The sequence below is a fragment of the Pseudomonas sp. NPDC089534 genome (assembly GCF_044749305.1).
In the GTDB taxonomy this organism is placed as follows: domain Bacteria; phylum Pseudomonadota; class Gammaproteobacteria; order Pseudomonadales; family Pseudomonadaceae; genus Aquipseudomonas; species Aquipseudomonas ekonensis.
The window spans coordinates 1-13,953 of record NZ_JBIVHR010000016.1; the positions used below are offsets into that span (position 1 = coordinate 1).

General features: G+C 66.6%; 8 protein-coding genes. All 8 read left to right on the forward strand.

Going from position 1 to position 13,953, the window contains the following annotated elements:
* Positions 1–508 (forward strand): M10 family metallopeptidase C-terminal domain-containing protein (locus tag ACIP0B_RS06945; protein ID WP_400830740.1); only part of this gene is annotated, 508 nt, incomplete at its 5' end.
* 93 nt (positions 509–601) lie between these two features.
* Positions 602–1,030, forward strand: a complete 429-nt coding sequence (locus ACIP0B_RS06950; protein WP_400830742.1) for an AprI/Inh family metalloprotease inhibitor — start codon at positions 602–604, stop codon at positions 1,028–1,030.
* A gap of 204 nt (positions 1,031–1,234) precedes the next feature.
* The gene (locus ACIP0B_RS06955) at positions 1,235–3,010 is read left to right on the forward strand and encodes a type I secretion system permease/ATPase (RefSeq protein ID WP_400830743.1); all 1,776 of its coding nucleotides are present in this window, start codon (positions 1,235–1,237) and stop codon (positions 3,008–3,010) included.
* Positions 3,007–4,356, forward strand: coding sequence for an HlyD family type I secretion periplasmic adaptor subunit (locus ACIP0B_RS06960; protein ID WP_400830745.1), 1,350 nt, complete (start codon positions 3,007–3,009; stop codon positions 4,354–4,356). Before ACIP0B_RS06955 ends, ACIP0B_RS06960 begins: the two co-directional genes overlap by 4 nt.
* 14 nt (positions 4,357–4,370) lie before the next feature.
* Positions 4,371–5,729, forward strand: coding sequence for a TolC family outer membrane protein (locus ACIP0B_RS06965; RefSeq protein WP_400830747.1), 1,359 nt, complete (start codon positions 4,371–4,373; stop codon positions 5,727–5,729).
* Positions 5,730–5,872: 143 nt separating this feature from the next.
* Positions 5,873–8,824, forward strand: coding sequence for an autotransporter domain-containing protein (locus tag ACIP0B_RS06970; RefSeq protein ID WP_400830749.1), 2,952 nt, complete (start codon positions 5,873–5,875; stop codon positions 8,822–8,824).
* 134 nt (positions 8,825–8,958) lie between these two features.
* Complete coding sequence (locus tag ACIP0B_RS06975; RefSeq protein WP_400830751.1) at positions 8,959–12,045, forward strand: autotransporter domain-containing protein; 3,087 nt, start codon at positions 8,959–8,961, stop codon at positions 12,043–12,045.
* 34 nt (positions 12,046–12,079) lie between these two features.
* Positions 12,080–13,768, forward strand: coding sequence for a polyurethanase (locus ACIP0B_RS06980; RefSeq protein WP_400830753.1), 1,689 nt, complete (start codon positions 12,080–12,082; stop codon positions 13,766–13,768).
* Positions 13,769–13,953: the final 185 nt, after the last annotated feature.

Genomic DNA, 13,953 nt, shown 5'->3' on the forward strand with positions numbered 1-13,953 from the left:
CTTCACCCAGAACCAGAAGATCAACCTCAATGAAGCGTCGTTCTCCGACGTGGGCGGCCTGGTGGGCAACGTGTCCATCGCCAAGGGCGTCACCATCGAGAACGCCATCGGCGGTTCGGGCAACGACCTGCTGATCGGCAACAGTGTGTCCAACGAGCTCAAGGGCGGTGCCGGCAACGACATCCTCTACGGAGCCGGCGGCGCCGACAAGCTGTGGGGCGGCGCAGGTTCGGACATCTTCGTGTTCGGCGCCAGCACCGACTCCAAGCCGGGCGCGGCCGACCAGATCCTGGACTTCACCTCGGGCCTGGACAAGATCGACCTGACCGGCATCACCAAAGGCGCCGGCCTGCACTTCGTCAGCGCCTTCACCGGTGCGGCGGGTGACGCGATCCTGACCACCTCGGGCGGCAACAGCACCTTGCAGGTGGACTTCTCCGGGCACGGCGTGGCGGACTTCCTGGTCAGCACCGTCGGCGTCGCGGCAGTCACCGACATCGCAGCGTGATGTGAAAAGGGAAAGCGGCGCGCGGTGCGCCGCTTTCTTTGCTTGCATCGCCTCGCCCGGTGGGCAAGGCTACACGCCGGAGTGAAATGTCCCATGACCCGTAGCGCTTTTTCCCGCAAGGCAGCGGCCTGGCTATTGCCGGCGCTGATGATGATTTCTGGAGAGACACCCATGGCAAGCAGCCTCAGACTCGAAGATCCCTCGGTGTTCGCCGGGCAATGGCAGGCCACCCTGACCGCCCGCAGCGACGCGCCTGACGCCCAGGCGCTGCAGGACAAGCCGTCGAACACCTGCCTCCTCGAGCTTGAGCCGAACCAGACGCTGGGCAAGGGCGCCGACTGCCTGAGCGCCTGGCTGCAGGACAGCGCCATCGGCTGGTTTCCCGACCCCGACGGGCTGTCGATCACCGGCAAGGAAGGCTCAAGAATCCAGTTCTTCAGCCGACAGCATGACGGGCTTTATCTGAGCACTTTGAAGTCCGGCCTGGTGATTACGCTCGTGCGCGCTGCGCAACAGCCGTGAACATAGCGCCGGAACAAGGTTTCTATATAAGTGGCCTCGTTGCAGTTATAAGCATCGCCTGAATAGCGACATCGTCGATTGCAAATCGTGAAAGTTGTTATTGAAGTGTAAGCGGATACTTGCAGAGTATCTCCCGGGCATTGCGCGGGTTGTTAACTAAAGACTCGCCAAAGAATGGCGGGAACTATTATTCGGGATGAATCAATGAAGATGGCGAAGGCCCCAGCCACCGCTCCGCTATTCAAGGCACTGGGAGACTACAAGGGCATCCTGATCAGCGTCGGCTGCTTTACCGCGCTGATCAACGTGCTGATGCTGGTGCCCTCCATATATATGCTGCAGGTCTACGACCGGGTGCTGTCTTCACAGAACGAAACCACCTTGGCGATGCTGTCGCTGATGGTGGTCGGCTTCTTCGCCTTCATCGGCCTGCTGGAAGTGGTGCGCAGCTTCATCGTGATCCGCATCGGCAGCCAGCTTGAGCGCCGCTTCAACCTGCGGGTCTACCAGGCCGCGTTCGAGCGCAACCTGTTCAAGGGCGAAGGCCATGCCGGGCAGGCGTTGGGCGACCTGACCCACATCCGCCAGTTCGTCACGGGGCCTGCGCTGTTCGCGTTCTTCGACGCGCCGTGGTTCCCGGTCTACCTGTTCGTGATTTACCTGTTCAACGTCTGGCTCGGCGTGCTCGCCACCGCCGGCGCGCTGCTGCTGATTGCCCTGGCGTGCCTGAACGAGTACATGACCAAGAGGCCGCTGGGCGAAGCCTCCGGGTTCTCGCAGAAATCCAGCCAACTGGCCACCAGCCATTTGCACAACGCCGAAACCATCCAGGCCATGGGCATGCTCGGCGCGCTGCGCAAGCGCTGGTTCCAGGTGCATTCGCGTTTTCTCGGCCTGCAGAACCAGGCCAGCGACACCGGCGCGGTCATCAGTTCCCTGAGCAAGACCTTGCGCCTGTGCCTGCAATCGTTGGTGCTGGGGCTCGGCGCCTTGCTGGTGATCAAGGGCGACATGACCGCCGGGATGATGATCGCCGGTTCGATCCTGATGGGCCGGGTGCTGAGCCCGATCGACCAGTTGATCGCCGTGTGGAAGCAGTGGAGCGGGGCGAAGCTGGCGTACCGGCGCCTGGATTCGCTGCTGCAGGCGTTCCCGCCCAGCGACGACAACATGGCGCTGCCGGCGCCCAAGGGCCAGATCAGCTTCGAGCAGGTCAGCGCCGGCCCGCCCGGCCAGCGTGCGCCTACCTTGCACATGGTCAACTTCAGCCTGGCGGCCGGCGAGGTGCTGGGCGTGCTGGGCGCCTCCGGCTCCGGCAAGTCGACCCTGGCGCGGGTGCTGGTCGGCGTCTGGCCGGCCCTGGGCGGCACCGTGCGCCTGGACGGCGCCGATATCCACCGCTGGAACCGCGACCAGCTCGGCCCGTACATCGGCTACCTGCCGCAGGACATCGAGCTGTTCAGCGGCACCATCGCCGAGAACATCGCCCGCTTCAGCGAATCCGATCCGCAGAAAGTCGTCGCCGCCGCCCAGCAGGCCGGCGTGCACGAAATGATCCTGCGCCTGCCGCAAGGCTACGACACCCAACTGGGCGAAGACGGCAGCGGCCTGTCCGGCGGCCAGAAGCAGCGCGTGGCGCTGGCCCGCGCCCTGTACGGCACCCCGAGCCTGGTGGTGCTGGACGAGCCGAACTCCAACCTCGACACCGTCGGCGAGGCGGCGCTGGCCAGCGCCATCGCCCAGCTCAAGGCCCAGGGCACCAGCGTGATCCTGGTCACCCACCGTTCTTCGGTGCTGGCCCAGGCCGACAAGCTGCTGGTGCTCAACGAAGGACGGCTGCAGGCCTTCGGCCCGAGCCAGGATGTGCTCCGGGCGTTGTCCGGCCAGCAGGAACCGCAGCGTGAAAGGACTGCGCAGGCACCGGCCGGGCTCAGCATGAGCCGGCAGTATCAGCCGACGACAAGGAATTCGGGTGTATGAGCAGTACGAGCATGAACGCAACCAACGAAGCGGCACTGGAAAACGACTACACGGCCGAGCGTCCGGAACGCGATGCGAAGTTCTTTGCCCGCATGGGCTGGATTCTGGCGTTGGTCGGCGCCGGCAGCTTCTTCACCTGGGCCGCTTTGGCGCCGCTGGATCAAGGCATTCCGGTGCAGGGCACCGTGGTGGTGTCGGGCAAGCGCAAGGCCGTGCAGTCGATGAGCGCCGGCGTGGTCAGCCGGATCCTGGTGCGTGAGGGCGAAAGCGTGAAGCAGGGCCAGCCGCTGTTCCGCCTCGACCAGACCCAGGTCGCCGCCGACGTGCAGTCGCTGCAGGCCCAGTACCGCATGGCGTGGGCCAGCCTGGCGCGCTGGCAGGCCGAGCGCGACAACCTCAAGCAGGTGACGTTTCCGGCCGAGCTGAGCAACGACCCGGATCCGCGCCTGGCGCTGGTGCTTGAAGGCCAGCGGCAACTGTTCAGCAGCCGCCGCGAGGCCTACGCCCGTGAGCAGGCCGCGCTGCGCGCCAGCATCGAAGGCGCCAGTGCGCAACTGGCCGGCATGCGCCGCGCCCGTTCCGATCTCAACGCCCAGGCCGATTCGCTGCAGCAGCAGTTGAGCAACCTGCAACCGCTGGCGGACAACGGCTACATCCCGCGCAACCGCGTGCTCGAATATCAGCGTCAGCTGTCGCAAGTGCAGCAGCAACTGGCGGAGAACACCGGCGAAAGCGGGCGGGTGGAGCAGGGCATCCTCGAATCGCGCCTGAAACTGCAGCAGCACGGCGAGGAGTACCAGAAAGAGGTGCGCAGCCAGTTGGCCGACGCCCAGCTCAAGAGCGTCACCCTGTCCGAACAGCTGACCTCCGCCGGCTTCGACCTGCAGCACAGCGAGATCCTGGCCACCGCCGACGGCGTGGCGGTCAATCTCGGCGTGCACACCGAAGGCGCCGTGGTGCGTCAGGGCGAGACCCTGCTGGAGATCGTTCCGCAAGGCACCAGCCTGGAAGTGGAAGGGCACCTGCCGATCAACCTGATCGACAAGGTCGGCACCCACTTGCCGGTGGACATCCTGTTCACCGCGTTCAACCAGAGCAAGACCCCGCGGGTGCCGGGCGAGGTCAGCCTGATCTCCGCCGACCAGATGATCGACGAGAAGACCGGGGCGCCGTACTACGTGCTGCGCAGCAGCGTCAGCGACCAGGCCATGGAAAAGCTCAACGGCCTGGTGATCAAGCCCGGCATGCCCGCGGAAATGTTCGTGCGCACCGGTGAGCGCTCACTCCTCAACTACCTGTTCAAACCGCTGCTCGATCGGGCCGGCTCCGCGTTGACCGAAGAATAAGGACGTTCGGCTGTATGAATAAGCTTTCCATGCTGGCGGCAGCGTTCGCGCTGCTCGCGGGCAACAGTGCGGTGGCGGCCATGGGGCCGTTCGAGATCTACGAGCAAGCGTTGCGCAACGACCCGGTGTTCCTCGGTGCGATCAAGGAACGTGACGCGGGCCTCGAAAACCGCGCCATCGGCCGTGCCGGACTGTTGCCGAAACTGGGTTACAACTACAACAAGGGCCACAACAACTCCAAGGCCACTCAGCTCAACAGCCGCGGCAACCAGACCGAGGACCGCAACTACAACAGCTACGGTTCGAGCCTGACCCTGCAGCAGCCGCTGATCGACTATGAAGCCTACGCGGCCTACCGCAAGGGCGTGGCGCAGTCGCTGTTCGCCGACGAGAACTTCCGCGGCAAGAGCCAGGAACTGCTGGTGCGGGTGCTGGACAACTACACAAAAGCCCTGTTCGCCCAGGATCAGATCGACATCGCGCAGGCCAAGAAGAAGGCCTACGAGCAGCAGTTCCAGCAGAACGAGCATCTGTTCAAGTCAGGCGAGGGCACCCGCACCGATATCCTGGAAGCGGAATCGCGCTACGAACTGGCCACCGCCGAAGAGATCGAGGCGCGCGACGAGCAGGACGCGGCGCTGCGCGAGCTCGGCGCACTGACCGGCGTGCCGACCATCGACATCGGCGACCTGGCGCCGCTGGACCAGAATTTCCAGACGTTCACCCTGCAACCGGCCAACTACGACACCTGGCACGAGCTGGCCATCAGCAACAACCCGAACCTGGCCTCGCAGCGCCAGGCCGTGGAAGTGGCGCGCTACGAGGTCGAGCGCAACCGCGCCGGGCACCTGCCCAGGGTCAGCGCCTACGCGACGATGCGCCAGAACGAATCGGAGAGCGGCAACACCTATAACCAGCGCTATGAGACCAACACCATCGGCTTCGAAGTGAGCGTGCCGCTGTACGCCGGCGGCGGGGTTTCGGCCTCGACCCGTCAGGCCAGCCGCAATATGGAGCAGGCCGAGTACGAGCTGGACGGCAAGACCCGCGAAACCGTGATCGAATTGCGCCGCCAGTTCAGCGCCTGCCTGTCCGGCGTGAACAAGCTGCGCGCCTATCAGAAAGCGCTGACCTCGGCCGAAGCGCTGGTGGTGTCGACCAAGCAGAGCATCCTCGGCGGCGAGCGAACCAACCTGGATGCGCTGAACGCCGAGCAACAGCTGTATACCACCCGCCGAGACCTGGCGCAGGCACGCTACGACTACCTGATGGCTTGGACCAAGCTGCACTACTACGCAGGCACCCTGAGCGAGCAGGACCTGGCCCGGGTGGACGAGGCCTTCGGACAAGGCCCCAAGGGCCGCATGAATTGACGAAAGCGGTTGTGGCGAGGGAGCTCGCTCCCGCTGGGCCGCAAAGCGGCCCCTTACCGTACAGCGGGAGCGAGCGCCCTCACCACAGGGGTGGTTAAAGGGATTGCAGCACTAAAACAACAATAGAAAAACGAGTGGTGAACATGGACGTACACTTCAAGCCGGCAGCGGTCGGCACCCTGTTGCTCGCGATTTCTGTGGCCCAGGCCCAGGCGCAGTACCTCGAAACCGGCAAGGCCGGGGATCCGGCCAGCTGGCGCAGCGCCGAATTCCTGCGCGACTGGGGCCTGGGCCGGATGCAGGCCGATCAGGCCTATGCGGCCGGCATCACCGGCCAGGGCGTCAAGATCGGCGCGCTGGACTCAGGCTTCGACGCGCCCCATCCCGAGTTCTCCGCCGACCGCTATCACCCTGTGCTGGCCAACGGCAGCTACCTGGACGGCTCAGCCTACAGCGTCAACGGCACGCTCAACCCCAACAACGACTCCCACGGCACCCACGTGGTCGGCACCATGGGCGCGGCCCGGGACGGCAGCGGCATGCACGGGGTGGCGTACAACGCGCAGATCTACGTCGGCAACACCAACAAGAACGACAGTTTCCTGTTCGGCCCCAACCCCGACCCGCGTTACTTCAAGGCGGTGTACGACGCCCTGGCCGACGCCGGCGTGCGGGCGATCAACAACAGTTGGGGCAGCCAGCCGCCGGACGTCAGCTACCGCACCCTGGCCGACCTGCATGCGGCCTATGCCCAGCACTGGAACCAGGGCACCTGGCTGGATGCCGCCGCCGACGTATCGCGCCGCGGGGTGATCAACGTGTTCAGCGCCGGCAACAGCGGTTATCCGAACGCCAGCGTGCGCTCGGCGCTGCCGTACTTCCAGCCGGACCTGGAAGGCCACTGGCTGGCGGTGTCGGGGCTCGATCAAGGCAACCTGCAGAAGTACAACCAGTGCGGCATCGCCAAATACTGGTGCATCACCACGCCGGGGGCGAAGATCGACAGCACCGTTCCGGGCGGCGGTTACGCCATCAAGTCCGGCACGTCGATGGCCGCCCCCCACGCCACGGGCGCGCTGGCGCTGGTCATGGAGCGTTACCCGTACATGACCAACCGCCAGGCGCTGGAAGTGCTGTTGACCACCGCCACTCAACTCGACGGCTCGGTCACCGAGGCGCCGACCACCCAGGTCGGCTGGGGCGTGGCGAACCTGGCCCGGGCGATGCGCGGGCCCGGCCAGTTGCTCGGTGCGTTCGACGCGAACCTGGCGGCCGGGCAGCGGGACGTGTGGAGCAACGACATCTCCGACAAGGCGCTGATCCAGCGCCAAAGCGAGGACCTCGCCGAACACGCGGCCTGGCAGCAGACCCTGCAGACCCGTGGCTGGCAGAACGGCCTGCCGGCGGGCAGCAGCCAGCAAGACCGCACCGACTACGCCGTCGGCATGCTTCGTGTCGCCGCCGCGGCCGGCCGGGTGTATGAGGGCAGCCTGACCAAGTCCGGCGCCGGGCAACTGGTGCTCAGCGGCAACAACAGCTATCGCGGTGCGACCACGGTCAACGGCGGGCTGCTGACGGTCAACGGGTCGTTGGCGTCGGCGGTCACCGTCAACGACGGCGGCACCCTCGGCGGCTCCGGACGGATCGGCGCGTTGACCGCCAATGGCGGCGGCCGCGTGGCGCCGGGCAATTCCATCGGCACCTTGAACGTCGCCGGTGACGTGGCGTTCGCCCCCGGCTCGACCTATGCGGTGGAGCTGTCGCCGACCGCCAGCGACCGCATCGTCGCCGGCGGCACCGCCACCGTGAGCGGCGCCACCGTCAGCCTGTCGCTGGAAAACAGCCCGACACTGCTCAGCACCGCCGAAACGAAAAGCCTGCTGGGTCGCCAGTACGACATCCTGCAAGCGGCGGGCGGCATCCAGGGGCAGTTCGCGGCGGTGGTGCCGGACTACCTGTTCATCGGCGGCAACCTGGCCTATGCCGGCAACGGCGTGCAGCTCAACGTCGCGCGCAACGCGACCTCCTTCGCCAGCGTCGGGCAAACGCCCAACCAGCGTGCCGTGGCCGGCGCCGCCGAAGCGCTGGGGGCGGGCAACGCGGTCTATGAAAGCCTCCTGCTGTCGGCGACGGCCGCCTCGGCGCAGCAGGCGTTCCAGCAACTGAGCGGGGAAATCTATCCGGCCATGGAGTCGATGCTGATCAACGACAGCCGCCAATTGCGCGATGCCGTCAGCGAGCGGCTGCGCGACCCGCAGGCCGCGCACAGCAACGGTTGGATCAAGGCGCTGGGCGCCTGGGGCACCACCGATTCGGCCCATGACACCGCCGGCTACAGCACCTCGCTCGGCGGTCTGCTGGCGGGTGTCGACGGCGCCGTGGATGAGCAGACCCGCATCGGTCTGGTCACCGGCTACAGCGACAGCTCGTTGAGCATGGGCTCCGGCACGCACGCCTCGGCCAAGGTCGACAGCTACCACCTGGGCGTCTACGCCGGCCGCGAGATCGAGGCCTGGCGCCTGAGCGCCGGGGCGGCCTACAGCTGGCACCGCGCCGATGTGAAGCGCGACCTGCAGTACGACGCCGTCAGCGCCAAGCAAAAGGCCAAGGTCGATGCGGCCACCACCCAGGTGTTCGGCGAGGCCGCGTACCGGCTGGACGTGCAGCCGCTGGCGCTGGAACCGTTCGCCCACCTGGCCTGGGTGCATCTGGACAGCGACGGTTTCACGGAGAAGGGCGATGCCGTCGCGCTCAAGGGCGGCGACGACCGCCGCGACGCGGTGCTCGGCACCCTCGGCGTGCGGGCGGTCAAGGCGTTCAGCCTGCCGGCCGGCCAGGCCCTGGACGTCAGCGGCAAGCTCGGCTGGCAGCACAGCCTCAGCGACATCGAGTCCGAACGGCATCTGCGTTTCGCCAGCGGCACCGCGCCGTACACGGTCGAGAGTTCGCCGCTGGTGCGCGACGCCGCCCTCGTGGGCGTGCAGGCCAGTCTGGCGCTGAGCCGCGATGTGCGGGTGAACCTGGATTACGCCGGCCAGTTGGCCAGCCGCGAGAAAAGCCACGGGGTGGGCCTGAGCCTGAACTGGCAGTTTTGAAGCTGGGGGGGAGTGCGGCCCGCCATTTACGGTGGCTTTGCCGTCAGGCGGGAGCGGGCTCCCTCGCCACAGGTAGTTCCTCGATGCGTTGAGGAAAAAGGATTTTGTGCAACATCACTAAGGAAGGTCGCTGGATGAAAAACAACAACACCCCCGCGCAATCGGGTGGACGCTATCGCCTGAAAACCCTCAACGGCGCGCTGCTCTGCGCGCTGGCCACCTGGGGCAACGCCCAGGCGGCGCCCTACGTGGAGAACGGCCGGGCCGGGGACCCGGCCAGTTGGCGCAGCACCGAATTCCAGGCCGACTGGGGCCTGGGCGCCATCGGCGCCGACCACGCCTACGCGGCCGGGTACACCGGCAAAGGCGTGAAGCTGGGGATCTTCGACCAGCCGGTGTACGCCGCGCACCCGGAGTTCTCCGGCGCGAACAAGGTCGTCACCCTGGTGACCCGCGGCATCCGCGAGTACACCGACCCCTACATTCCGGTCAAGGCAGGCGATGCGTTTGTCTATGACGGCTCGCCTTCGGTGGGCTCCAACGGCAAGCTCGGCGCCCACGGCACCCACGTCGGCGGCATCGCCGCCGGCAGCCGCGACGGCGGGCCGATGCACGGCGTGGCGTTCGGCGCGCAGATCATCAGCGCCGACAACGGCGACCCGGGCCCTGAGGACGGCATCGTGCGCGGCAACGACGGCGCCGTGTACAAGGCCGGCTGGGACGCCCTGATCGCCAGCGGCGCGCGGATCATCAACAACAGCTGGGGGATCGGCATCACCGACCGCTTCGACCTCGGCGGCCGCGACCCGGCGTATCCGCACTTCACCGTCAACGACGCGCAACTGCAGTTCAACGAGATCCGCCAACTGATGGGCACCAAGCCCGGCGGCGCCTACGACGGCGCCATCGCGGCGGCGCGCAGCGGGATCGTGACGATCTTCGCCGCCGGCAACGACTACAACCTGAACAACCCGGACGCCATCGCCGGCCTGGGCTACTTCGTGCCGGACATCGCGCCCAACTGGATGACGGTGGCGGCGTTGCAGAAGAACCCGGACCTGAGCAGCCAGGTTCCGTACACCCTCAGCACCTTTTCCTCGCGCTGCGGCTACACCGCGAGCTTCTGCGTGTCGGCACCGGGCACCCGGATCTACAGCGCGATCATCGGCGGCACCAACGCCGAGGACCTGACCACCGGCTACGCCAACTACAACGGCACGTCGATGGCCGCGCCCCATGCCGCCGGCTCCGTGGCGGTGCTGATGGAGCGCTTCCCGTACATGACCGGCGCCGAAGTCGCCAGCGTGCTGCGCACCACCGCGACCGACCTGGGCGCGCCGGGCATCGACGCCCTGTACGGCTGGGGCATGATCAACCTGCGCAAGGCCATCGACGGTCCGTCGATGTTCGTCACCGCCCAGGACATCCCGGCGGAGTTCCGCATCGACGGCGCCTACGGCAACGGCCAGTTCGTCGCCGACCTGCCGGGCATCGGCGCGGTCATCGATGCCGGCAAGCCGACCCAGCGGGTCTGCACCGACATCACCTGCGGGCTCGATGTGTGGCGCAACGACATTTCCGGCCATGGCGGCCTGACCAAGCAAGGCCTCGGCACCCTGGTGCTGACCGGCGCCAACACCTACGCAGGCCCCACCCTGGTCAACCAGGGCCGGCTGGCGATCAACGGCTCGCTGGCCTCGGCGGTCACCGTCAACGACAGCGGCATCCTGGGCGGCAACGGCCGGATCGGCGCCCTGAGCGTGAGGAGCGGCGGCACCGTGGCGCCGGGCAACTCCATCGGCACCTTGAACGTGGCCGGCGACGTGACCTTCGAGCCGGGCTCGACCTATGCGGTGGAGCTGTCGCCGACCAGCAGCGACCAGATCGTCGCCAGCGGCAAGGCGATCATCGACGGCGCCACGGTCAGCCTGTCCCTGGAGAACAGCCCGACGCTGCTCACCACCGCCCAGGTCAAATCCCTGCTCGGCACCCAGTACAACATCCTGCAGGCGGCCGGCGGCATCGAAGGGCGCTTCGGCCAGGTGTTGCCGAACTATGCGTTCCTCGGCGGGATCCTCGACTACTCGGCCGGCGGGATCGGGCTGACGGTCGCACGCAACGGCGCATCGTTCGCCAGCGTCGGCGCAACCCCGAACCAGCGCGCCGTCGGCGCCGCCGCCGAAGCCCTCGGTGCGGGCAATGCCCTGTATGAAACCCTGCTGCTGTCGGCCACCCCGGCGGATGCGCAACAGGCCTTCCAGCAACTGACCGGCGAGATCCACCCGGCCATCGGCACGCTGCTGATCAACGACAGCCGCCACCTGCGCGATGCGGTGGGCGAGCGTCTGCGCGAACGCGACATGTTCGATGCCGGCGCCCCCACCGACGACCGCAGCAACGCCTGGTTCAAGGTGCTCGGCGCCTGGGGCAAGAGCGACGGCGGGCATGACTACGCCGACTCCACCAGCTCCATCGGCGGGCTGCTGCTCGGTGTGGACGGCCTGATCGCTGAAAATACCCGTCTGGGATTCGTTACCGGTTATAGCGACAGCTCGCTGAGCATGGGCGAGGGCACGCACTCGTCGGCCAAGGTCGACAGCTACCACCTGGGCGCCTACCTGGGGCATCAGATGGACGCCTGGCGCCTGACCGTGGGCGGCGCGTACGGTTGGCACCGCATCGACGTCAAGCGTGACCTGGCGTTCGGCGACGTCAGCGGCAAGCAGAAGGTCAAGCGCGACGCCACCACCGCGCAGCTGTTCACCGAGGCCGCCTACGACCTGGGCCTGAAACCGATGAACCTGGAGCCGTTCGCCAACCTGGCCTACGTGCACCTGAACAGCGACAGCTTCACCGAAAAGGGTGACGCGTCGGCGCTCAAGGGCGGCGAAGACAACCGCGACGCGGTGCTCTCGACCCTCGGTGTGCGGGCCAAGCGCACGTTCGCGCTGACGGACAAGCAACAACTGGAACTGGGCGCGAGCCTGGGCTGGCAGCACAACCTGAGCAGCGTGGATTCGAAGGAGCATCTCGCCTTCGCCAACGGCAACAGCGCGTTCACCGTGCAGAGCGTGTCGATGGACCGCGATGCCGCCGTGGTCGGCGTGCGCGCCGGCCTGGCCGTGGGCAGCGCCGCCCGTGTGAGCCTGGATTACAACGGACTGATCGGCGAGCGGGAAAAGGACCACGGCGTGGGCCTGACCCTCGACTGGGCATTCTGAGACGAAGTTTTTTTGATGGAAGAGAGAGTGCGACATGGGAGTGTTTGACTATAAGAATGCCGACGGCAAAGCGTTGTACAGCGATGCCATCGCATTGACGCTGTATGCCTACACGCCGACCGGCAAGCCGTTGCCGGCCACCGGCTGGGCGCCGATCACGGCCAAGGCGTTGGGTTATCAGGGCAAGGTCGGCGCGCAGGGCACGTTCTTCGGCGAGAAGGACGGGTTCACCAGCGCCGAAGCCGAAGTGCTGGGCAAATACGACGCGGCAGGCAAGCTGGTCGGCATCGGCGTGGCCTTCCGGGGCACCGGCGGGCTGGGCTACAGCGACACCTTCGGCGACATGAAGAACAACCTGCTGGCGGCGATCGGCCCGGTGGACTACGCGACCAACTACGCGAAGAACGCCTTCGACAACCTGCTCAAGGCCGTGGCGGCGTTCGCCGCCGCCAACGGCATCGCCGCCAAGGACGTGCTGTTCAGCGGCCACAGCCTGGGCGGGTTGGGCGTCAACAGCGTGGCCGAACTGAGCGCAAGCAACTGGGGCGGGTTCTTCAAGGACGCGAACTACATTTCGTTCGCCTCGCCGACCCAGAGCAGCACCGGCAACAACGTGCTGAACATCGGCTTCGAGAACGATCCGGTGTTCCGGGTGCTGGACGGCACCACGTTCAGCAGCGCCTCGCTGGGCAAGCACGACGCGCCGCACGACTCGACCACCGACAACATCGTCAACTTCAACGACCAGTACGCGTCCACCGCGCAGAACCTGGTGCCGTTCAGCATCCTCAATCCGCTGAACTGGTCGGCCCATGGCTCGCTGGGCTACGCCGACGGCCTGAACCGCGTGATCGGCTCATCGTTCTACAACCTCACCGGCAAGGACTCGACCATCATCGTCTCCAACCTGGAAGAGGCCTCCCGGGGCAAGACCTGGGTGGAGGACTTGGGCCGCAGCGGCGAGCCGCACACCGGCAGCACGTTCATCATCGGCACCGACAGCAACGACTGGCTCAAGGGCGGGGCGGGCAACGACTTCCTCGAAGGCCGCGCCGGCGACGACCGGTTCCGTGACGACGGCGGCTTCAACATCCTGCTCGGCGGCCAGGGCCACAACACCTTCGAGCTGCAGAAGCCGCTGCAGAACTTCAGCTTCGCCAACGACGGCGACGGCACGCTGTATGTGCGCGACGCCTACGGCGGCATCAGCCTGACCCGCGACATCGGCGCGCTGGTGAGCAAGGAGTCGGGCTCTTGGTGGGGCAGTAAGGAAATCACCTGGACCGTCACCGCCAAAGGCCTGAGCAACGGCAGCGAGCTGACCCAGTACAACCACTCGCTCAGCGGCGACGGCTACGGCAATGCGCTGCACGCCACCGCCGACGGCGACTGGCTGTTCGGCCTGGGCGGCGATGACCGGCTGATCAGCGACAAGGGCCATGTGACCTTCGTCGGCGGCGCCGGCAACGACGTGATGACGGCGACGGGGGGCAACAACACCTTCCTGTTCAGCGGCGCGTTCGGCTTCGACACGGTCAACGGCTACCAGGGCGGCGACAAACTGGTGTTCATGGGCGTTCAGGGCGCGGGGCAGGGCTACGACTACAAGCAACATGCGTCGCAGTCCGGAGGCGATACCGTGCTGAAGATTGGCGACTATGCCGTGACTCTTGTTGGGGTTGGAGTCGGTAATCTGTCGGATTCGAGCTTCGTGTTCGCGTAAGAGGCCTGTGGGGGCGGGCATGCCCGCTCCCGCACCGAGCAGGACTCTGTGGGAGCCAGCCTGCTGGCGGACGGCCGCAAAGCCGTCGCATTTCCCGCATGAGAGCAGTGCAAAACGTAGTGAAATGCTCCGGGGCGTCCCCGTGGGGCGCCTTGGTTGTGGGCTATCTCTGACAATTCCAAAAA